Source organism: Bradyrhizobium sp. AZCC 1610 (genome assembly GCF_036924515.1).
Classification (GTDB): domain Bacteria; phylum Pseudomonadota; class Alphaproteobacteria; order Rhizobiales; family Xanthobacteraceae; genus Bradyrhizobium.
Genome location: NZ_JAZHRR010000001.1, coordinates 1,369,331 through 1,390,000, shown reverse-complemented (window position 1 = coordinate 1,390,000; position 20,670 = coordinate 1,369,331). Strand labels below are relative to the sequence as shown.

At 62.5% G+C, this 20,670-nt stretch carries 19 protein-coding genes and 1 pseudogene; 12 read left to right on the top strand and 8 right to left on the bottom strand.

The annotated features are described in order from the left end of the window. Positions 1-152: 152 nt before the first annotated feature. From V1279_RS06885 to V1279_RS06865, 5 genes and pseudogenes are all read left to right on the top strand, one after another. A pseudogene (locus tag V1279_RS06885) lies at positions 153-320 on the top strand (acyl-CoA dehydrogenase); the annotation flags it as partial. 100 nt (positions 321-420) lie between these two features. After that, a complete protein-coding gene (locus V1279_RS06880; protein ID WP_334433723.1) occupies positions 421-1,152 on the top strand; it encodes a GntR family transcriptional regulator in 732 nt (243 codons plus the stop codon). Positions 1,153-1,345: 193 nt separating this feature from the next. Then, positions 1,346-2,461: an alcohol dehydrogenase catalytic domain-containing protein gene (locus tag V1279_RS06875; protein WP_334433721.1), complete on the top strand. Its 1,116-nt coding sequence runs from the start codon at positions 1,346-1,348 to the stop codon at positions 2,459-2,461. 23 nt (positions 2,462-2,484) lie between these two features. Beyond that, positions 2,485-3,018 carry a cupin domain-containing protein gene (locus tag V1279_RS06870; RefSeq protein ID WP_334433719.1) on the top strand — a complete coding sequence of 178 codons (534 nt, stop codon included), beginning with the start codon at positions 2,485-2,487 and terminating at the stop codon, positions 3,016-3,018. A 163-nt stretch (positions 3,019-3,181) separates the two neighbouring features. Next, entirely contained in the window at positions 3,182-4,744 is a 1,563-nt protein-coding gene (locus tag V1279_RS06865; protein ID WP_334433717.1) for a bifunctional 3-(3-hydroxy-phenyl)propionate/3-hydroxycinnamic acid hydroxylase, read from the top strand. 91 nt (positions 4,745-4,835) lie between these two features. Here V1279_RS06865 and V1279_RS06860 read toward each other — a convergent pair whose 3' ends face one another. Both V1279_RS06860 and V1279_RS06855 read right to left on the bottom strand, forming a co-directional pair. After that, on the bottom strand, positions 4,836-5,156 hold the full coding sequence (locus tag V1279_RS06860) for a 2Fe-2S iron-sulfur cluster-binding protein (protein WP_334433715.1): 321 nt from the start codon (positions 5,154-5,156) through the stop codon (positions 4,836-4,838). A gap of 10 nt (positions 5,157-5,166) precedes the next feature. Next, a complete protein-coding gene (locus V1279_RS06855; RefSeq protein ID WP_334433713.1) occupies positions 5,167-6,348 on the bottom strand; it encodes a cytochrome P450 in 1,182 nt (393 codons plus the stop codon). A 148-nt stretch (positions 6,349-6,496) separates the two neighbouring features. On the opposite strand from V1279_RS06855, the gene V1279_RS06850 reads away from it, so the two are divergent. Next, a complete protein-coding gene (locus V1279_RS06850) occupies positions 6,497-6,931 on the top strand; it encodes a LysR family transcriptional regulator (RefSeq protein ID WP_334433711.1) in 435 nt (144 codons plus the stop codon). A 12-nt stretch (positions 6,932-6,943) separates the two neighbouring features. After that, on the top strand, positions 6,944-7,411 hold the full coding sequence (locus V1279_RS06845; protein ID WP_334446243.1) for a LysR substrate-binding domain-containing protein: 468 nt from the start codon (positions 6,944-6,946) through the stop codon (positions 7,409-7,411). Between the two features lie 592 nt (positions 7,412-8,003). On the opposite strand, the gene V1279_RS06840 is transcribed toward V1279_RS06845, so the two are convergent. The 6 genes from V1279_RS06840 to hutI form a co-directional block, all read right to left on the bottom strand. Next, complete coding sequence (locus V1279_RS06840) at positions 8,004-8,855, bottom strand: amidohydrolase family protein (protein WP_334433709.1); 852 nt, start codon at positions 8,853-8,855, stop codon at positions 8,004-8,006. Next, positions 8,855-9,892: an aldo/keto reductase gene (locus V1279_RS06835; protein ID WP_334433707.1), complete on the bottom strand. Its 1,038-nt coding sequence runs from the start codon at positions 9,890-9,892 to the stop codon at positions 8,855-8,857. The genes V1279_RS06840 and V1279_RS06835 overlap by 1 nt, the downstream gene beginning before the upstream one ends. 39 nt (positions 9,893-9,931) lie before the next feature. After that, positions 9,932-11,215 (bottom strand): cystathionine gamma-synthase family protein, encoded by a 1,284-nt coding sequence (locus tag V1279_RS06830; RefSeq protein WP_334433705.1) that lies wholly within the window; start codon positions 11,213-11,215, stop codon positions 9,932-9,934. 71 nt (positions 11,216-11,286) lie between these two features. Then, positions 11,287-12,957, bottom strand: coding sequence for a urocanate hydratase (hutU, locus tag V1279_RS06825; RefSeq protein WP_334433703.1), 1,671 nt, complete (start codon positions 12,955-12,957; stop codon positions 11,287-11,289). Continuing rightward, entirely contained in the window at positions 12,954-14,531 is a 1,578-nt protein-coding gene (gene hutH, locus V1279_RS06820) for a histidine ammonia-lyase (RefSeq protein ID WP_334433701.1), read from the bottom strand. The genes hutU and hutH overlap by 4 nt, the downstream gene beginning before the upstream one ends. Then, the gene (gene hutI / locus V1279_RS06815) at positions 14,528-15,742 is read right to left on the bottom strand and encodes an imidazolonepropionase (RefSeq protein WP_334433699.1); all 1,215 of its coding nucleotides are present in this window, start codon (positions 15,740-15,742) and stop codon (positions 14,528-14,530) included. Before hutI ends, hutH begins: the two co-directional genes overlap by 4 nt. 87 nt (positions 15,743-15,829) lie before the next feature. Here hutI and V1279_RS06810 point away from each other — a divergent pair, with 87 nt between their 5' ends. The 5 genes from V1279_RS06810 to V1279_RS06790 all read left to right on the top strand — a co-directional run bounded on the left by V1279_RS06810 (position 15,830) and on the right by V1279_RS06790 (position 20,626). Beyond that, positions 15,830-17,188 carry a formimidoylglutamate deiminase gene (locus V1279_RS06810; RefSeq protein WP_334433697.1) on the top strand — a complete coding sequence of 453 codons (1,359 nt, stop codon included), beginning with the start codon at positions 15,830-15,832 and terminating at the stop codon, positions 17,186-17,188. Beyond that, a complete protein-coding gene (gene hutC, locus V1279_RS06805) occupies positions 17,185-17,928 on the top strand; it encodes a histidine utilization repressor (RefSeq protein ID WP_334433695.1) in 744 nt (247 codons plus the stop codon). Before V1279_RS06810 ends, hutC begins: the two co-directional genes overlap by 4 nt. A gap of 105 nt (positions 17,929-18,033) precedes the next feature. Next, positions 18,034-18,978: an ABC transporter substrate-binding protein gene (locus V1279_RS06800; RefSeq protein ID WP_334433693.1), complete on the top strand. Its 945-nt coding sequence runs from the start codon at positions 18,034-18,036 to the stop codon at positions 18,976-18,978. 92 nt (positions 18,979-19,070) lie between these two features. Next, a complete protein-coding gene (locus V1279_RS06795; protein WP_334446242.1) occupies positions 19,071-19,844 on the top strand; it encodes an ABC transporter permease in 774 nt (257 codons plus the stop codon). Then, positions 19,841-20,626 (top strand): ABC transporter ATP-binding protein, encoded by a 786-nt coding sequence (locus V1279_RS06790; RefSeq protein ID WP_334433691.1) that lies wholly within the window; start codon positions 19,841-19,843, stop codon positions 20,624-20,626. The genes V1279_RS06795 and V1279_RS06790 overlap by 4 nt, the downstream gene beginning before the upstream one ends. Positions 20,627-20,670: the final 44 nt, after the last annotated feature.

Below are 20,670 nucleotides of genomic sequence, written 5' to 3'. Positions count from 1 at the left end.
AAGATGTTTGAATTCTGCTACCGCATCGGAGCCGTGGAGGCAACACATTTTCGATTAAAATTGATATTTTCGAAATTTTGTGGCACCAAGGGATTTGAACGGTCCGGCAATCTGCCGGAGAGGGACTTCCAGAGGGTTGAGGGATCAGACTGATGGCACGCGCAAAGGGTAGCATTCCGTTCGCGTGGGACGATCCGTTCCTGCTCAAGGCGCAACTTGGCGAGGAGGAACGCATGATTCGCGACACGGCACGCGCCTACGTGCAGCAGCGTCTGGCCCCGCGTGTCCGAAAGGCTTTTCGGGACGAGAACACGGATCGGGTTCGACGGCCTCTCGCCTTGGCCGATTCATCAGGCGTGGTTTTATTTTTTCGAAAATCAGCATAGTGTGGTAGACGGACAGCAACTTAGGACGACGTGGATGCGCGACAGGCTCAAGCCGGCAGGAGAAACCCGCGGGACAGACGTGCTGCAGCGGATGCGCGCCGACATTATCAGTTGCGCGCTCAAGCCGGGCGCGAAGCTTCGGTTCGAGGGTCTGCGCGAGATGTACGCCGTCAGCTTCTCAACGCTGCGGGAAGCACTGTCGCGTCTCGTAGCTGAAGGGCTTGTGATCGCGGAGGATCAGCGCGGCTTTGTGGTCGCACCGGTGTCGATTGACGACCTTAATGACCTCACCTACGTCCGCGTACTCGTCGAGCGCGAATGCATCGCCCTCGCCATCAAGCATGGTAACGACGGTTGGGAGGCTGATATTATCGGCGCTTTCCATCGGATGGACCGTCTCCAGAGCCGCCTCGGCTCCAATTACTATCTTTCAGCGGAGTGGGCCAAACTTCACGGCGACTTTCATTTCTCGCTCGTCGCGGCCTGCGGTTCGCCCAATCTGCTGGAGATCCGCCAGAAGCTTTTCGAACGCGCGCACCGCTACCGGCGTATGTCGTCGCAATTCCGGCCGCAGTGGCGTGCCAAGGATGTCGAGCACAAGATGATCCTGGATTCGGTGATCGCGCGGGATACGGCAAAGGCCCAGGAACTGATCGAACGCCACATCCGCGAGACCACCGAAAACGTCATCAAACACGCTGGCCATCTCTTTGTCGCAGCGGACGACGAACGTCACAGCCGGGCCGCGCACGTCGCGGCTGAATAACGCGGCGCGCAGCACTCCACTCCTTCTATCGATGTAAAGCCGTCCTGACGGTAACTCGGCTGCGCGCTCGCCGTGCTGCATCGCGCTGCCTACAATATTACGAAAAGACATTGCATTTTCGAAATTTAGTGCGACAGTGCGCAAGGGACAGCCGGCGCCAAGCCTGCGTTCAAGTCACAAAAGGGAGGAATAAATGGTCGTGTCTGAAACGATGACCGCTGCCCGGATGCACACGGTTGGCGGCGAGTTGAAGCTGGAAAAACTTCCGACACCCAAACCAGGCGACATGGATGTCCTGGTCCGGGTGAAGGCCTGCGGGATCGTGCCGAACCTCGGCAACATCCTCGCCAACTGGCCGACCTGGTTTCCCCACATGCCGCAGCCGCCGCTTCCCGCGGTGTTCGGGCTGGACCCGGCCGGCGAAATCGCCGCGGTGGGCCGGCAGGTACACGGACTGAAACCGGGCGACCGCGTCTACGTCAATCCCGGGCGCTCATGCGGCACTTGCCGTCATTGCAGGCGTGGCGATTCCATCTCCTGCAAGCACTATGCGTTTCAGGGCTATTTCGGCTTTAGCGAAGATGCGCTGCAGACCTTTGCCGATTACCCGATCGGAGGGTTGAGCGAATACACCGTCGCTCCCGCCTCCGCGATCGTGAAGATCCCCGACAACATGACCTACGAACAGGCCGCGCGGCTCGGCTATCTCGGCACGGTCTATTCGGCGCTGAAGAAGGCCAATGCCGGTCCGGGCGATACGATTCTCGTCAACGGCATCAGCGGCACGCTCGGCATCGCCGCGGCGATCTTCGGTCCGGCCATGGGCGTCAAGAAGATCCTCGGCACCGGCCGCGACCGCAAGCTGCTGGAGGAAGTCAAGGCCCTTGCGCCCTCGCGCATCGAAGTGTTCTCGATAGACGACGGCAGCGTCACCGATTTCGTCATGAAGCATACTGACGGTGAAGGCGTAGACGCCTTCCTGGATTGTCTTGGGCCGGGCGCCTTGCACGAGACGTTCCTGCAAGGCCTTCGCAGCCTGCGCCGTGGCGGCATCGCGGTAGACATCGGAGCGGTGATGGGACCGGTCGCGGTCGACGTCCATTGGCTGATGGACCACAACCAGCGCCTCTATGGCTCCGCCTGGTTCACCACGCAGGAAGGACAGGAAATGGCCGACCTCGTTGCCGCGGGCGCGGTGAACCTGTCGATGCTCGAGACGCAAGGCCGCAAGCTCTCCGAAGTGAACGAAGCTATTTCCGGCATCGCGCAGCGCCACGGCGGTTTCTCCAACTTCGTCATCTATCCGTGAACGGACAGCCAAGGAGAGGAAACATGAGCTTCAGACGCGTCGTCACGGCCAAGAACGCCGCCGGAAAATCGGTGGTGGTGAGCGATGGCACTTCCCCCCGCGAGATGGCCCTCAAGCATACTCCGGGCTTCGTTTCTGCGCCGATCTGGATGGCCAAGCCGTCGCTGGCGGACGGCAAGGATCCGATGTCCATTCCGGACAGCAGTTTGCTGCCGGGGCCGGGCGGGTCGACCTTCCTCGTCGTCACCTTTCCTCCGGACCGTGTCATGATGTCGCCGGAGTTCAACCCGGCGCTCGCCGGCCCCGAGCATGCCGCGGCGGCGCCCGGAATCGCCGAGACCTTCGAGATGGATAATCCCGGCATGCACACCACGCCAACCGTGGACTATGTCTGCGTGATCGACGGTGAGATCGTGCTGGAGCTCGACGATGGTGTAACCGTCCAGCTCAAGCAGGGGGATACCGTTGTCCAACAGGGTGCGCGCCATGCCTGGCGCAATCCGGGAGACAAGCCCGCCACGCTTGCCTTCATCCTGTTGGGCGCCGGCGCGGCGTGACGCCCTGAGCGTCTGACCAAACACTCAGGGCCTCCGGCCGCAAGCGAGCGGTGTCGCCGGTCGCTTGGGCAGGCGCTCTCGTTATCGTTGTGGCTTCTCTGGCTGCCGCTGGTCGCATCGCGCGTAGCAATGATCTCTATCGGAAGAAAGAGGGAGGGTTCGATTGTCTTCAGCCGATGCACCTGAGGTCGTCGTGGTCGGGCTCGGACCGGTCGGCATCACCCTCTGCAATCTGCTGGCTTCCCAGGGGATCAGGGTCGAGGGCGTCGACGCGGCCAGCGAAGTCTATAGCCTCCCTCGCGCAATCGGCATGGACCACGAGGTGATGCGCATCTTCCAGAGTATCGGCGCGACCGATGCCCTCGTGGAGGCGATCGGCGACTACCGCCCCTCTGAATACCGTTCTGCGCAGGGCGTTCTGCTGCGGCGGTTCGAATCTCCGCCGGAGCCGTATCCACTCGCGTGGCCGCCCTATCTCACATTCTTGCAGCCCCAGCTCGAGCGCGTGCTGCGCGAAAATGCGGCAAAATTCCCTACCCTCACGCTGCGCACCGGGCTTGAGTTGGTCGAGCTGAAAGACCCCCATAAGCCAATTCTGACGTTCAGGGATAAAGCGACAGGGGAGATCACGCGACGGGCCCCGCGTTTCGGCGTGGGTTGCGACGGCGGAAACAGCTTCGTCCGCCGCAGTCTCGACATTGGCTTCGAGGATCTCGATTTTCACGAGCCTTGGCTGGTGGTGGACATGATCGTCGAGGACGAACATGCGTCGCTTCCGCAGACGAACATACAGTTCTGTAGTCCGGCGCGACCGCACACCTATGTCGTAGGGCCTGGACGGCTGCGACGTTGGGAGTTCATGATCCTGCCGGGTGAGAACGCGGACGAGGTCAATCGTGAGACACGCATCTGGGAACTACTCTCCCCGTGGCTGCGACAGGATCAGGCGCGCCTGTGGCGTTCCGCTACCTACACCTTCCACGCTTTGGTTGCCGAGAGATGGCGGATGGGTAACGTCTTTCTGGCGGGCGACGCCTGCCACATGATGCCGCCCTTTCTTGCACAGGGCATGGTGCAGGGCATCAAGGATACCGCCAATCTTTCATGGAAGCTGGCCCATGTGCTTCGGGATGGTTCGGAGCGCCTGCTCGATACCTACGAGGCAGAGCGCCGGCCTTTGGTGCGGGAAGTGATCGAAATTGCGAAGCGGCTCGGTCGCGTCATCTGCGAACTGGATCCGGAAAAGGCCCGCGCACGCGATGCCGAACTGATTGCGGCGATGGAAGCCGGACAAGGAGTCCAGATCCGCCAGAACCTGTTTCCGCCGATCCGCCACGGCCTCGTCGGCCGTGGCGCCAACGGATCGTCTTCGCCGGGCGCCGGAGAGCCGTGTCCTCAACCTTGGGTCGTTTCTTCCGGCAGGCGCGCTCGTCTCGATGACATGCTTCCCGGCGGGTTCGTTGTTCTGCTCGCGGGAGATATAGATGCGCCTCCCGCGCTCCTCGGGCAGGCGCGGGAATTGGGCGTAGCCGTACATCGAATTGCGCAGAGCCCGTCCGAACGGGCGTCGCTAATGGAAGAGGACGGCCTGCTTGCCAATTGGCTTTCGGCGAAAGGGGCGCGCGCTGTTCTCGTCCGTCCCGACCATATGGTGTTCGGCACCGCCGCCGATGTTCGGCAGGCCGAAGGGCTGCTGCGCGAATTGCGCTCAAGGCTGGTTGCCTGAGCCGGCTCGCTTGAGGCGATCGGCTCGTCGCCAATTAGAACGATTTTGCCAAGGAGCACGAGCGCGCAGTTTCGAGGCGACGAGCTTCCGCTCATTGCGCGGATGGCACGCGTACCGTCATGCCTTCCATCTCCGCCACGACGCGCACCTGGCAACTCAGGCGACTTTCGGCCGTGCGCTCCGAGGCCGCAAAATCGAGCATCTCGTCCTCGTGTTCGCCGACTTCGCCAGAGCAGCCCGCGTAGGCTAGGTCGAAGTAACAATGGCATGTGGCACAGGCGGCCGCGCCATTGCACTCGGCCACGATGCCACTCACGCCAGCGCCGAGTGCCGCCTCCATCACCGATTGGCCAGTGGGGGCGGCGACCTGGTGGGAGGCGCCGTCCGCGCCAATGAAAATGATATTCGGCATTGTTGCTCTCTCATGCGTCCCAACGGACAGGCAGCGACACCGGCCCGCGGAACACCCAACCCCGAACAAACGGCGGCGCATCATCACTCAGCCGAAGATTGGCGAGGCGTTCGAACAGCATTGGCACCACGATCCTGCCGACGGTCTGCCGCGAGACCCAGGTGCCGGCGCAGAAATGTGGTCCGGCGCCAAAGGCCAGATGCGATTGCCTGGGTCGGAAAATGTCGAACAGGTCCGGATCGGCGAAGCGCCTGTCGTCCCGATTCGCCGCGCCGACGCAGAGCCCGATCTGCAGGCCTTCCGGAAGCGTCACGCCGGAGAGATCGGCCTCGCTGGCGACGCGGCGCGGATACATGCCAATCGGCGAGATCCAGCGCACCGCCTCTTCAAACGCGACGGGCCAGAACTCCGGTTTGTCGAGGACGCTCTGCTTTTGAGCGGGATTTGCGAGCAGTCCGAGAGTCAGCGTGAGAATCGCGTCACGCGGTTCATTGAGCCCGCCGCCGATAATCACCTTGATATTGGCCCGGATCTCCTCGATGGGCATTGGTGGATCCGCATGCACCATGGCCGACAATATCGAGGGGTTCGGATATGCGCGGTGATGGTCGAGCACCGCCTCGATCGCCGCATCAATTCCGGCCCCCGCTTCCATCGCCTTCCGCTCGATATCGGCATCGCGTGAGTAGTTGCCTGCGCCATCGATCAGCGATTGAGACCACAATGCCAACGTCTCCCACGGAATCTCCTTGAAGCCGATCATCTCCATCAAGCTGAGCGAAGCCATCGGCGCGGCGAGCGCCGAATAGAGGTCCGCCTCATCAGCCTCAATGAGCTTGTCGATCAGCCGTTCGCAGATCGCGGCGAATTTCGGCGCCCAGTGTTCTTTGATAATGCCGGGCCGGAAGGCAGGCTCGACCGCCTTGCGACCGGCGGAGTGTTCGGCACCGTCCTTGCGCATGAAGGTCGGTCCCATCACCTTGTTGACCAGCGAAGCCGGATTGACCGATGAATAAGTTGCGGAATCGCGCTCGATTCTCATGATGTCATCGAAGCGCGTGACAAGAGTCAGGTTTGCCGCCGCCACGAAGACGGCCGGGGCCGTGTCGCGAATGCGCCGGAAGATGGGATAAGGATCCGCAAGCAGATCCTCGTAGGTGACATCGGTGATGACAGGTGCGGCGCTCGCCATCTTCCCTCCTCCCTGGAACATTCTGGCTTGCAAGGAGGCTATCGGGCGCACTGCAACCCTTCAATTCGATGGGCTGAATGGAGCTTATCGAAATATTGCATAACCTGTGCTAGGTTGACAGGCCGAGGAACGTGCTGGAGGCAGAGCCGTGACGATCAATACCGTTGACCCGGTCGACATCGGGGCGTTGCGCACGCTCGTCCTGGTCTACGACCTGCAATCGTTCTCTTCGGCAGCGGAGCGGCTCAACGTCAACCAGTCTACGATCAGTTATACGGTCGAACGATTGCGCGGCGCCTTTCAAGACCCGCTTTTCGTTCGCCAGGGCAACGGCGTCACCCCAACCGAGCGGTGCGCGGCTCTGGTGCATTGGGCTCGAGAGACGATTGGAGAAATCGAGGGACTTGCCTCGCCTGCGGAGTTCGATCCGGCAGTCGCGAGGGGCGCCGTGACAATTTCCTGCAACCATCACGAACGGCAGACTCTGATCCCGCAGTTCAGCGCCAGACTGCGAGCCGCGGCGCCGCACGCGCGGCTCGTGCTGCTTGACGCGGCGGGACACGGCAATGTCCACCTCAAATAAAACCAGTGTGACATCGTCCTTGGTCCGGTTGGGATCGTCGGCGCGAACTTTTATCGCCGACACATCCTCACTGACCATTACGTTTGCGTGATGGATCCCGCCAATGCTCTCGCCCGCGGCCGGATCACGCTTTCAGCCTATTGCAAGGCGGAACATGTGTTCGTAACCCACAACGGTGAATGGCAACCGCTCTACATCGATGTCCTCAAGGCCAAGGGAATCGTGCTGGAGCCGGCGGTCACGCTGCCCAGTCATGACAGCCTGGAGCGCATTATTCCCGGCACCAGCCTCATCGCGGCCATCCCACATCATTTGGCGCGTGCCATGCAGGGTGGTTTGCATATCGCTCCCCTGCCCTTCCGCGTTCCGATCAGCATCGACATGTACTGGAGCGCGAGAACCGCCAAGTCGGGTCTCCACAAATGGGCACGCAGTCTGCTCGCCGAAGTGGCCAAGGAGAGCGCCGTCGCAGCCAAATAGACGTGTTCGCGCCCTCTCGCGGCAGGTCACTCAATCCGAATGCCGGCTTTTGTACGGGACGTGGATCGTTCTTGCCCCGGTGGACTGAAATACAGACGCAGCAATGTCCGACCTCTCGACGCGCCTGCATTCCGTGATCGCTCATTCCGCGAACGGCCGCGAGAGCGCGTTGGCGGACCGACCCAGGGAAGCGCGAGGTTCGAGTACTGGCACCGCACCTTTACCCAACCCTCATTTGTGCAGCCGGAGTCCAGTCAACTTCGGAAGCAACGTCGGTCATTATCTCGCGCAACCACGCCAGTGCGGGACACGGGCGCGCACCTCATGAGGACGTTGGTCGGCTTCGTGTCAGAAATGATCGGCAGTATCTCACGGGACTCGATTCACGATCTCGTTGTTCGCACCGAGAGGAGAGAAGGCGCGTCGTTGCACAATCAAAGCGCGCAGCGCTCAATGTCCATCCCGCGAAGCGTGGATGACGGTCACTGGTCCTTTTCGGCGAGCTCGCGAAACTCGTCGGGAACGAAACGAGACATGCCCAGCGCCACTAGAACCTCGGCAATCTCCGCGAGGATCATCGTCGCGCAGGCGATCAATTGGCTTCAACATTCCGTCCCCGGCTCGAGAGATAGATGCGCGCCGCGTTACCGCCGAAGACAGCGGCCTTTTCATCCGCTAGCAGATCAGCCAGCAGGGTTTCGGTGGCGGCAAACCATTCTTCATAGCCGCCCGCCAGATTGACCACCGGCCAGTCGCTTCCCCATAGCAGGCGATATGGCCCGAAGCACGCGACGACATGATCCACGGCTTTCCGTAGATCCGCAATTTGCCAGTCTGGTGCGGCCTCGGTTGCCAAACCCGATAGCTTGCAGACGATGTTGGGGCGTTCGGCGAGCGATACGATATCACCCTGCCAGATCGCGAGCTCGCCGGTTGCAAGCCGCGGCTTGGCGCAATGGTCCAGCACGAACTGCAGCTCAGGATGATCGTCAACGACCCGCAGCAGTCGCGGCAAGTGGCGCGGCAGCACCAGCGCGTCGAACACCAGCCTGTTTCGGGTCATCGCCGCCAACAGCGGTGCCATGGCAGGGCGAACCAGCCAATCGTCATCGGGAATGTCCTGCACCATCGGCCGCAGTCCAACCAGGAGTTTGTGCGCGGCGAGTGCATCAATGCGCGCCCCGCCGTCGGCTGCGTCAAAGTCCGTCCAGCCGACCACGCCCCGCACCACCTGCGCCTTCGCCGCGATGTCGAGCAGAAACATGGTCTCCGCCTCGGTCGGTGCAGCCTGCACCAAAATCGTCCCCTGGATGTCAGCGGCGGCGAGGTGCGGCGCCAGGTCCGAAAGGGAAAAGTCACGATAGATCGGTGCGAGCGCGGGCGTCAGCCAACCATAATCGGCCCGGGCGAGGCTCCACAAATGATGATGCGCATCGATCCGCATCAGCCGGCTACCGACTGCGGAACGGGCGCCTCCGCATCCAGCAGACGCTCAGCCTTCAGATCGGCCCAAAGCGCGGTTGGCACCTTGCTGGACAGCGCAGCGACGTTGCGCTCGACCTCCTGCGGACTCTGGCCCCCCAGCACAACGCTCGCCACCGCCGGATGGCCGAGAGCAAAATGCAACGCCGCGGTTGGCAGGGCAACGTCATGCGCATCACAGACGCTTTCGATCTGCGCCACCTTTGCCAGGATCTCAGGTGGCGCATCCTTATAATTGTATTTGGCACCGCTCACCGCGCCGGTCGCCAGGATACCGGAATTGAATACGCCGCCGAGCAACACGCCGATTCCCTGTTGCCGCGCAAGCGGCAGAAATTCCGCCAGCGCCGGTTGCTCCAGCAGGGAATAGCGCCCGGCGAGCAGCATGGTATCGAATGATCCGGCTTGCGCGAAACGCACACACATCTCGGCCTCGTTCACGCCGATCCCGATGCCCGCAACAACTCCCTCTCCGCGAAGCCGGTCCAGCGCGACGTACGCGCCAGCCATCGCTTCGCGAAACCGCTCGTCGATCGCGTCGATGCCATGAGTCCAGACGTCGACGTCGTGGATCAGCAACAGGTCCAGCCGGTCGGCCCCTAGCCGCAACAGCGACTGTTCCACCGAGCGCATGGTGCCGTCATAGGAATAATCGAACACTGCCCGGTGCGGCAGCCCACCCACAAAGCCGGAGCCGTCGCGTCGCGTGTGAAACGGGTCCATCCAGCGACCGACCTTGGTGCAAACGACGATGTCCTGGCGCGGCACGCGCCTGATCGCGGCGCCGCAACGATGTTCGGCAAGGCCGTTGCCATAGTGCGGAGAAGTATCGAGGAGATTGATGCCCAGCTCGAACGCGCGTTTCACCGTATCGATGGCCGTGCCGTCATCCAGTTGCACGTAGAGATCACCAAGCGGTGCGGTTCCGAATCCTAGGACCGAAACCTGAAGCCGCGTTCGGCCAAGGGCACGGCGCGGCACTGCGAATACTGGTTTCATGTTGACCGGCTCTTTTCGGTTGATTGCGCACCCATGCAGCTATGCCTCATTCAAAGCCTGCGTAATATCCGCGATCAGATCAGACGGGTGCTCGATGCCGATCGATAGTCGGATCGTGGAGTCGAGAACGCCGATCTTTTGACGGATCTCAACCGGAACGCCGGAGTGGGTCATGCTTGCCGGCAGACTGGCAAGCGACTCCGTGCCGCCCAAGCTCACCGCCAGTTTGAAGATTTGCAGCGAGTTCAGGAATTTGAATGCGGCGGCCTGGCCGCCGACAATATCGAACGAAAACGTGGATCCCGCGCCAAGGCATTGCCTTGCGAACAGACGGCCGGCGGGGGAGGCTTCGTCGTGATGAGCGAGGTAGTGAACCCTCCCCACCTTGTCGTGGTCGCGCAAATAATCCGCCACGAGCCGAGCATTCTGGTTGGCCCTTTCCATCCGCAAGCTCAGCGTTTCGAGCGAGCGGCCGAGCATCCAGCAGGAATGAGGATCAAGTTGGGTGCCGATCGCGCCTCGCAACGCCTTGATGTCTTTCATGAGAGCCTTTGAGCCGAGCGCAGCGCCGGCGATCAGGTCGGAATGGCCGCCGACATATTTGGTCAGCGAGTACAACGACAGATCCGCGCCATGTTCGATCGGCCGCTGGAACACCGGCCCGAGCAACGTATTGTCACACGCGACGATCGGCATGTAGCCCTGCGCCTTGCCGATATTGTCGGCGATGCGGCGGACCATCGCGATATCGACGAGGCCGTTGGTGGGATTTGCCGGGGTTTCAATGAGAATCATCGCAACCCGCCCCTTTCGTATGGCGTCGTCCCCCGCCAGCTCGACAGCGGCTTCGTCGATGCCGTCGGCAAAGCCCACCGCGCCGATCGAGAAGCCGGCAAGCGTTTTCGCAAGCAGCGTTTCAGTGCCGCCATAGAGCGGCTGCGAATGCAGGATCACGTCGCCCGGCCGCGCGAACGCGAGAATCGTGGTCGCAATCGCCGACATCCCGGACGAGAACAGCGCACAGGACTCCGCGCGCTCGTAGACGGCGAGCCTGTCTTCGACAATCTCGCTGTTGGGATGATTGAACCGCGAATAGACCAGGCCCGCGCCTGTCCCCTCGGGCGGCTCGCGCCGACCCGAGACGAAATCGAAGAAGTCCTGTCCGTCTTCGGCGGTCCTGAAGACGAAGGTCGAGGTCAGGAAGACCGGTGGTTTGACGGCTCCTTCCGACAGTTGCGGATCGTAGCCGTAATTCAGCATCAGCGTTTCGGGATGCAGCACGTGGTTGCCGATGTGGGTCTTCGACGGAAACGGTTTCACCATGGCCTCTCTCGCTGTCTTGAGGGAACATCGAGCCCGGCGCACGCCATCGGCGGCATAAACTCTCCGGTGCGCTACAACGCCAGGCTGGGCAGATCGATCCCGTTGGCACGAGCACATGCAATCGCGCTTTCATAGCCCGCGTCGGCATGGCGCATGACCCCGCTCGCCGGATCGTTCCAAAGCACGCGCTCGATGCGGCGCGCAGCTTCCGGGGTTCCGTCGGCGACAATCACCATCCCGGCGTGCTGCGAATAGCCTATGCCGACACCGCCGCCGTGATGCAGCGAGACCCACGTCGCCCCGCTGGCACAGTTGAGCAACGCATTGAGCAGCGGCCAGTCGGACACCGCATCCGAACCATCGCGCATCGCTTCGGTTTCGCGGTTCGGGCTCGCCACCGAGCCGCTGTCGAGATGATCGCGGCCGATGACGATCGGTGCCTTCAGCTCGCCGCTCGCCACCATTTCATTGAACGCCAGGCCCAACCGGTGACGATCGCCAAGGCCAACCCAGCAGATCCGCGCCGGCAGCCCCTGAAACCTGATACGCGCCTTCGCCATGTCGAGCCAGTTATGAAGATGTTTATCGTCCGGCATCAGCTCCTTCACCTTGGCATCGGTCCGGAAGATATCCTCAGGGTCGCCCGATAGCGCTGCCCATCGGAACGGCCCGACGCCGCGGCAGAACAGCGGACGAATGTAGGCCGGAACGAAGCCGGGAAAATCGAATGCGTTTTTCAATCCCATGTCCTTCGCCATCTGGCGGATGTTGTTGCCGTAGTCGAGCGTGGGAATACCCTGTGCGTGGAAATCCAGCATGGCCTGGACATGGCCGACCATCGAGGTCTTGGCGGCGGCTTCAACCGCTTTCGGATCGTCCTGGCGTTTCGATTCCCATTCAGCGAGCGTCCATCCCTTCGGCAAATAGCCGTTGATCGGATCGTGCGCGCTGGTCTGGTCGGTGACGATGTCCGGCCTGACGCCGCGACGCACCAGCTCGGGAAAAACATCGGCGGCATTGCCAAGCAGGCCGACGGAGACCGGTTGCTTGCTCGCCGCTGCCTCCGCCATGATCGTGAGCGCCTCGTCAAGCGTGCTCGCCTGCCGGTCAAGGTAGCCCGTGCGCAACCGCATCTCGATGCGGCTCGGCTGGCATTCGATCGCGAGCATCGATGCCCCGGCCATCGTCGCGGCAAGCGGCTGGGCGCCACCCATGCCACCGAGACCCGCGGTCAGGATCCACTTGCCCGCGAGGCTGCCGCCGTAATGACGCCGCCCCACCTCGGCAAATGTTTCGTACGTCCCCTGCACGATGCCCTGGCTGCCGATGTAGATCCACGATCCGGCTGTCATCTGCCCGAACATCATCAGCCCTTGCTTGTCGAGGGCGTTGAAGTGATCGAGCGTCGCCCAGTGCGGTACCAGGTTCGAGTTCGCGATCAGCACGCGCGGCGCATCGGCGTGGGTGCGGAAAATTCCGACCGGCTTGCCTGACTGGACCACCAGCGTCTGGTCGCCCTCGAGCTTGCGAAGCGAGGTGACGATACGATCGAAACTTTCCCAGTCGCGCGCGGCGCGACCGATGCCGCCGTAAACGACGAGTTCGCTCGGCCGTTCGGCAACATCAGGGTCGAGATTGTTCATCAGCATTCGGAGCGGCGCTTCCGTCAACCAGCTCTTGGCGCTGATCTCGGACCCGCGGGGCGCGCGGATCGTACGGTCGTTGTCCAGTCGGCGGTTCATGACAGATGACCTCTCTCGGCAAGTCTTGGAAACGGGTTGCTCTCAAGCACCGAAATCGCGGTGGCCGGCAATGCGCCGGCTGCGACCAGCGTCGTTGCCTTTGCGAGATCGTCGGCCATGTAGCGATCGCCACCGAGCGCCGGCACCTGCTCGCGCAACACCGCGATGACCGCCGCAAGCGCAGGGCTGGTCGTATGTGGCGCGCGCAACCCGATGCCTTGCGCCGCAACCAGCAGCTCGATGCCGAGAATGGCGGCAAGATTGTCAGCCATGTCAGACAACCGGCGCGCGGCGTGCGCGGCCATCGACACATGATCTTCCTGATTGGCGCTGGTCGGCGTCGAATCGATCGAGCAAGCTGTGGCGCGTTGCTTGTTCTCGGCATAGAGCGCGGCCGCCGTGACTTCGGCGATCATGAAGCCGGAGTTGAGACCGGGATCGGGAGTCAGGAACGGCGGCAGGCCGAAGTTCAGCGCGGGATCGACGAGGGTCGCGATGCGCCGCTCGCTGATGGCGCCGATCTCGGACAACACCAATGCGATCTGGTCGGCAGCAAAGGCGACCGGCTCGGCGTGAAAGTTTCCGCCGGAGACGATTTCGCCGGACTCAACCAACACCAGCGGGTTGTCCGTGACGGCATTGGCCTCGATCGTCAACGTGCGGGCGGCTTGTACCAGCAGGTCGAGCGCGGCGCCGGCCACCTGCGGCTGACAACGCAGGCAATAGGGATCCTGCACGCGCTCGTCGCCCTCCAGATGCGACATGCGGATATCGCTACCCTCGAGCAGCGCTGTAAGCGCTGCGCCGGCCGCGATCTGCCCGGCATGCCCCCGCAATTGCTGAACCTCCGGACGGAACGGGGCCGTCGACGCCATGGCAGCGTCGACCGACAACGCGCCCGTCACCAGCGCAGCGCAGGCGAGGCCATGGGCGCGCAACAACCCGGAAATGGCATAGGCCGTTGAAAACTGCGTGCCGTTGATCAGGGCAAGACCTTCCTTCGGCCCTAGCGTCAACGGCGTGAGACCGGCGACGGCCAGTGCATCGAGGCCCGGCAAAACCTTGCCATCGACGAGCGCCTGCCCCTCGCCGATCATGACGGCGGTCATATGCGCGAGCGGCGCCAGATCGCCGGACGCTCCCACCGATCCCTGCTGCGGCACCAGCGGATAAATGCCTCGCGCCAGCATGGCCTGGAGCTGCTCGATGATTTCGCGGCGTACGCCCGAGGCGCCTCGTCCCAACGAGATAATCTTCAGCGCCATCATCAACCGCACGATCGGTTCGGGCGTAGGGGCCCCTACCCCGCAGCAATGCGACACGATGAGATTACGCTGCAGCAGCGCGGTCTGGTCGGGAGGAATTCGTTTCGACGCCAGTTTTCCGAACCCGGTATTGACGCCGTAAACCGGCGCTTGCGCACCCGCTGCCCGCGCAACAATGGCCGACGCTGCCTCGACGCGCGGCCAGAATGACGGATCGAGCACGACGGCAGCGCCTGCAAGCACTTGCGCCAGCTCGTCGAGGCCGACCCTTTCGGGCGAAACAACTATGGATGTGTTCCGATCGCTCATCGCCCCCTCCACACCCGGCGGTGCAGCGGGTTGAAGCCCATCCGATAGATCAGCTCGGCAGGCCGGTCGATATCCCAGATCGCGAGATCGCAATATTTGCCGGCCTCGAGCGTGCCGGTTTCATCGAGAATACCCAGCGCACGTGCGCCTTCCCGGGTCACGCCGGCGAGGCATTCGGCGACCGTCATCCAGAACAGCGTCGCGCCCATGTTCATGGCGAGCAGAAGCGACGTCAGCGGCGAGCTGCCGGGATTGCAATCGGTCGCGAGCGCCATGTTCACGCCGTGGGCGCGGAACAGTTCGATCGGCGGCTTCCTCGTCTCGCGAATGAAGTAGAACGCACCTGGCAGAAGCACCGCTACCGTGCCTGCCCGCGCCATGGCGGCAACACTGGCCTCATCCGTGTGCTCCAGATGATCGGCGGACAAGGCGGAGAATTCCGCGGCGAGCGCAGCGCCGCCGAGGTTCGACAACTGATCCGCATGCAGTTTGACCGGCAATCCCAGCACCTTGGCCGCGCGGAACACGCGCGTCATTTGCTCGCCTGAAAACGCGATGCCTTCCATGAAGCCATCAACCGCGTCGGCGAGGCCGGCTTTCACCACAGCCGGCAGCATGTCCTGGCAAACCAGATCGATGTATCGATCCTTTTCGCCCTCCGCTTCCGGAGGCAGCGCGTGCGCGCCAAGAAACGTCGTGCGGATCGTGACCGGTCGGTTACGGCCCAGCGCGCGCGCCGCCGACAGCTGACGCATCTCGGTGTCCGTATTGAGCCCATAGCCGGATTTGATCTCCAGCGTCGTCACGCCCTCGCCGATCAGGGCGTCGAGCCTCGGCAGCGCTCCCGCAACAAGTTCGGCCTCGCTGGATGCCCGCGTCGCTGCGACCGTCGAGACAATGCCGCCGCCCGCGCGCGCGATCTCTTCGTAGCTTGCGCCCTGCAGCCGCAATTCGAACTCGTGCGCGCGGTTTCCGCCGAATACCAGATGGGTATGACAATCGATCAGTCCGGGCGTGATCCAGCGCCCCGCACAATCGATCCGTTCGGCCGCATCGGCGTCCGATGGAAAGTTGGAACGGCTGCCTGCGAAGGCGATGCGGCCGTCGCGCGCAGCGATCAGGCCGTCCTCGATCACACCGAGCCCGGGTAGATCCGCCCGGACCGTGGCGAGCCGGGCGTTGAGCCAGATTCGATCGAAGCGCTCGGCCATGCAGCTCTCCTCAGCGACAGGAGCTTGACGTATCTATATGTCTATACATAAAATCGTGGTGGTATTCTGTCCAGCCGGTTTTGAAACATGTCCACTCTGCATTTCGGATCAGCACTGCTCCCTTCGGGCTGGGCTGATGACGTGCAGGTGGTGGTGACGGATCAGACCATCACGAAGGTTACGGCCGGTGTGGCGCCGGGACCGCACGATGAACGCCACCCGTTGGCAATTCCCGGAATAGCTAGTCTACACAGTCACGCGTTCCAGCGCGGCATGGCAGGGCTCGCCGAAACGAGCGGCAATTCCGCGGATACGTTCTGGACATGGCGCGAGGCGATGTATCGCTTCGCGCTGGAGATGACGCCGGAAGACACCGAAGCCGTCGCAACGCTGCTCTATGTCGAGATGCTCGAGCATGGGTATACCCGCGTCGGGGAATTCCATTATCTGCATCACGACCGCGATGGCGCACCCTACGCCAACCCTGCGGAGATGGCGACGCGAATTGCACGGGCCGCCGAGGTTACCGGCATCGGGCTCACATTACTGCCGAGTTTCTACGCGCATGGATCGTTCGGTGGAGCGCCACCGCATGCCGGCCAGCGCCGTTTCATCTGCTCGGTCGACCAGTTTGCCAGGCTGACCGCCGCCACGCGCACGGCTATCTGCGCGCTGCCGGGCGCCAATGTCGGCGTCGCGCCGCACAGCCTGCGGGCCGTGACGCCAGATGAACTGACAGCCATTGCACCGCTGGCCGAAGGCGGACCGGTGCACATTCACGCCGCCGAACAGACAAAAGAAATCGATGAATGCATCGCCTGGTCGAGGCGGCGGCCGGTTGAGTGGCTGCTCGAACATGCGCCCGTCAATCAGCGCTGGTGCCTCATTCACGCAACCCACATGACCGCAACGGAAACCGCCGCGCTTGCCGGGAGCGGCGCGGTCGCAGGGCTCTGCCCGGTGACTGAAGCGAGCCTCGGCGACGGCATTTTTCCCACCCGCGAATTCCTTGACGCAAGCGGCCGGTTCGGCGTCGGCACCGATTCCAACGTGCTGGTCGGCGTCACCGACGAATTGCGTCAGCTCGAATATGGCCAGCGGTTAAAACACCGCGAGCGCAATGTGTTGTCCGGCGGTCCCGGCGTCTCAACCGGTCGCGCGCTATTCGACGCAGCGCTCGCCGGCGGCGCCCAGGCGCTCGCGCAACCGGTGGTCGGACTCCAGGCTGGCGCACGTGCCGACATCGTGACGCTCGACACCACGCATCCCTCGCTCGCCGGGCGTCGCGGGGATACAGTCCTAGACGGCTGGATTTTTGCAGCGGGCTCGAGTGCCGTCGCCTGTGTCTGGTCGGGCGGAAACAAGCTCGTCGAGAATGGACGTCACCGCCTCCGCCGGCAGGCGCGCGATGCATTCAATGCGGCAGTACGGAGGCTCGTGGCATGAGCCTCACCGCGGACCGCGAGAAGCTTCCAACGGCCGACAAGCCGACGCTATACAAGCAGATCCGGCTCGACATCGAACGGAGGATCCTGACCGGTGAATGGCCCCCGGGTTACCGCATCCCGTTCGAGCACGAGCTCATGGCGCGCTATCGCTGCTCGCGCATGACGGTGAGCAAGGCGCTGTCGGAACTGGCGCAAGCCGATCTGATCGAGCGGCGGCGAAAGGCCGGCACCTTTGTACGCCGTCCCACGTTCCTTTCGGCGGTGCTCAAGATCGCCGACATCCGCGCGGAGATCACCGCGCTCGGCCGCAGCTATGGCTATGAGTTGATCCAGTGCTCGCGCCGCGCCGCGACCGCCGCCGACCGCACCCGTCTCGGGGCACGGCAGACCGGCAAGGTGATCGCGATCGCGTGCCGGCACAGCGCGGATGATGTACCTTTCGCCATCGAGGACAGGCTGATCGATCTCGACGCCGTGCCCGAGGCGGCTACAGCGGATTTTGCGACCGAGCCGCCCGGCTCGTGGCTGCTTCACCATGTCCCCTGGACGGAAGCCGAACATTCGATCTGCGCCATTGTGGCCGACCAACAGGCCGCGGCGGCGCTGGACATAGCGATCGGTGCACCGTGCCTGGTGATCGACCGGCATACCTGGCGCAGCGCGCGGCCGCTGACGGCTGTGCGCCTGCTCTATCCAGGCGAATCTCACAAACTGGTTGCCCGCTTCAAGGGCAGCTGAGAGGCAGACCAATGCATGTGAAGTACGGCACAATTTATGCAGCAGTTTATGCAGCAGTAGGACGAACAGGATCCAATCCATACACCCGGCAGAAGGAAGACAATCATGCTTAGTTATAGAATATTCGCCGCAACCGCCGCTCTTCTAGTGTCCGCGCCAGCCGTCGCACAAGACGTGAAGGTCGGCATCGGCATCTCGGGATGGACCGGGTTTGCGCCGCTCACGCTCGCCAACCAGGCGGGCATCTTCAAGAAGAACGGCCTCGATGTTACGATCAAGAAGATCCCGCAGAAGGACCGGCATCTGGCCATTGCCTCAGGTGACATCCAGTGCGCGGCGACCACGGTCGAAACCTGGATTTCCTGGAATGCCAATGGCGTCGCCACCAAGCAGATCTTCCAGCTCGACAAAAGTTACGGCGCCGATGGCATGGCAACGCGAAACGACGTTGCCTCGATCAAGGATCTGAAGGGCAAGACGGTCGCCGCATCCGCACCCGGCACTGCTCCCTATTTCACGCTGGCCTGGATGCTCAAGAAAAACGGCCTCTCGGTCAAGGACGTCACAGTGGTGAACCTGGAGCCAGCCGCGGCTGCGCAGGCATTCGTGGCCGGTCAGAACGACGCAGCCATGACCTATGAGCCCTATCTCTCGACGGTGCGCGCCGCGCCGGACAAGGGCAAGATCATCGCCACCACGCTCGACTATCCGATGATCAGGGACACGTTCGGCTGCACGCCGAAATTCCTGACCGACAACCCGAAGGCCGCGAAGGCGCTGGCCGACAGCTATTTCGAGGCGGTCGCCCTGATCGAAAAGGACCAGGCCAAGTCTTACGAAATCATGGGTTCCGATGTGAAGCAGTCCGGCGAGCAGTTCGGCAATTCGGCAAAATATCTGCGCTGGCAGGACAAGGCCGCGAACCAGAAATTCTTCGCGGGCGAATTCCAGGCCTTTACCAAGGAAGCCGCAGACCTGTTGCTCGAGATCGGCATCATCAAATCGATTCCGAAAATCGATGACCTCGTTGACACGAGCTACATCAAGTAGGTTCGGTCGGCATCGCGCCGGTCCCGCTTCCCACACGTGAGGGAGCGGGACTTCCCATGATTAGCGTACCGCTTTGAGGAATCTGCCTTGTGATACGTCCTCTTGATCCCGTGACATCGACGCAGCGCACGGTCTATGGCTTTGCGTTCTTTGTTCTGTTCGTGGCCCTGTGGGCATGGGCAACTTTTGGCGGCTACGTTTCGAAAACGTTTCTCGCCAACCCGCTGACAATGCTGCAGGAAGGTTGGGAACTGCTGACAAAGCACGGCTTCCTGTTCGACATCGGCATGACGATCTGGCGGGTTGTCGGCGGCTTCGTGCTAGCGGCCATCATCGCGGTGCCTACAGGCGTTCTGATGGGCGCTTACAAGCCGATCGAGGCTTTTCTCGAGCCGTTTGTTTCGTTTGCCCGTTATCTGCCCGCCTCAGCCTTTATCCCGCTGTTGATCCTGTGGGCGGGCATCGGCGAGCTGCAGAAGCTGCTGGTTATTTTTATCGGCTCGGTGTTCCAGATCATCTTGATGATCGCCGTGAACGTCGGCAGCACACGGCGTGACCTCGTTGAAGCAGCCTACACGCTGGGCGCCAGCGACCGCGGCATCATCGGCCGCGTGCTGCTGCCCTCGTCTGCTCCCGAGATCGCGGAAATCCTTCGGCTCGTCCTGGGCTGGGCGTGGACCTACGTCATCGTCGCCGAGCTCATCGGTTCATCGTCGGGCATCGGCCACATGATCACCGACAGCCAGGCTCTGCTCAATACCGGTCAGATCATCTTCGGTATCATCGTCATCGGGCTGATCGGCCTCGTGTCGGACTTCCTGTTCAAGGCTTTCAACGCCTGGCTGTTTCCGTGGAAACTGGCATGACCAAGCTGAAGATCGATCAGGTCACTCGTATCTTCCCTGCGCGCCAGGGCAACGCGCCCACGCGGGCGCTGGAACCGACCGACCTCAGCGTCGGCAACAACGACTTCGTCACCATCCTCGGCCCGTCGGGCTGCGGAAAATCCACGCTGCTGCGCATCATCGCAGGCCTTGACCGGCCGACAAGCGGCCGCGTCATCCTGGATGGGCTCGAGGTAACCGGACCTGGCGCGGATCGCGGCATGGTATTTCAGTCGTACACGCTGTTCCCATGGCTGACCGTGCGCGAAAACATCGCGTTCGGCCTGCGCGAAAGCGGAATTTCCGAGGCGGAGCGCGGCAAGATCGCCGATGGGTTCATCCAGCGGGTCGGTTTATCAGGATTTGAAAATCACTGGCCGAAGCAACTGTCCGGAGGCATGCAGCAACGCACGGCCATCGCGCGTGCCCTCGCCAACGATCCCAAGATCCTGTTGCTCGACGAGCCGTTCGGGGCGCTGGACAATCAAACCCGCGCGCTGATGCAAGAAATGCTGCTCGGGATCTGGGAACGCGACCAGAAGACCGTGCTGTTCGTCACGCACGATATCGAAGAGGCTATCTTCCTCGGCAGCCGCGTCATCGTGATGAGCGCACGTCCCGGCTGCATCAAGGCCGAGATCGCGGTCGATCTACCCCATCCGCGATCCTACAAGATCAAGACCGCGCCCGAATTCGTCAGGCTGAAAGAACGGCTCGTCGAAGAGATCCGCGCCGAGGCATTGAAGGTTGCAGTTCATGCCTGACAGCCCGCGCGAGCCGCATATGCGATCGGATGCAGCAGGCGATC

What these genes read in the sequence shown, in the direction of transcription:
- V1279_RS06880 (WP_334433723.1), top strand. Translation starts at nt 421, where the DNA reads ATGCGCGACAGGCTCAAGCCGGCAGGAGAAACCCGCGGGACAGACGTG.
- V1279_RS06875 (WP_334433721.1), top strand. Translation starts at nt 1,346, where the DNA reads ATGGTCGTGTCTGAAACGATGACCGCTGCCCGGATGCACACGGTTGGC.
- V1279_RS06870 (WP_334433719.1), top strand. Translation starts at nt 2,485, where the DNA reads ATGAGCTTCAGACGCGTCGTCACGGCCAAGAACGCCGCCGGAAAATCG.
- V1279_RS06860 (WP_334433715.1), bottom strand. Translation starts at nt 5,156, where the DNA reads ATGCCGAATATCATTTTCATTGGCGCGGACGGCGCCTCCCACCAGGTC.
- V1279_RS06855 (WP_334433713.1), bottom strand. Translation starts at nt 6,348, where the DNA reads ATGGCGAGCGCCGCACCTGTCATCACCGATGTCACCTACGAGGATCTG.
- V1279_RS06840 (WP_334433709.1), bottom strand. Translation starts at nt 8,855, where the DNA reads ATGCGGATCGATGCGCATCATCATTTGTGGAGCCTCGCCCGGGCCGAT.
- V1279_RS06835 (WP_334433707.1), bottom strand. Translation starts at nt 9,892, where the DNA reads ATGAAACCAGTATTCGCAGTGCCGCGCCGTGCCCTTGGCCGAACGCGG.
- V1279_RS06830 (WP_334433705.1), bottom strand. Translation starts at nt 11,215, where the DNA reads ATGGTGAAACCGTTTCCGTCGAAGACCCACATCGGCAACCACGTGCTG.
- hutU (WP_334433703.1), bottom strand. Translation starts at nt 12,957, where the DNA reads ATGAACCGCCGACTGGACAACGACCGTACGATCCGCGCGCCCCGCGGG.
- hutH (WP_334433701.1), bottom strand. Translation starts at nt 14,531, where the DNA reads ATGAGCGATCGGAACACATCCATAGTTGTTTCGCCCGAAAGGGTCGGC.
- hutI (WP_334433699.1), bottom strand. Translation starts at nt 15,742, where the DNA reads ATGGCCGAGCGCTTCGATCGAATCTGGCTCAACGCCCGGCTCGCCACG.
- V1279_RS06810 (WP_334433697.1), top strand. Translation starts at nt 15,830, where the DNA reads ATGTCCACTCTGCATTTCGGATCAGCACTGCTCCCTTCGGGCTGGGCT.
- hutC (WP_334433695.1), top strand. Translation starts at nt 17,185, where the DNA reads ATGAGCCTCACCGCGGACCGCGAGAAGCTTCCAACGGCCGACAAGCCG.
- V1279_RS06800 (WP_334433693.1), top strand. Translation starts at nt 18,034, where the DNA reads ATGCTTAGTTATAGAATATTCGCCGCAACCGCCGCTCTTCTAGTGTCC.
- V1279_RS06790 (WP_334433691.1), top strand. Translation starts at nt 19,841, where the DNA reads ATGACCAAGCTGAAGATCGATCAGGTCACTCGTATCTTCCCTGCGCGC.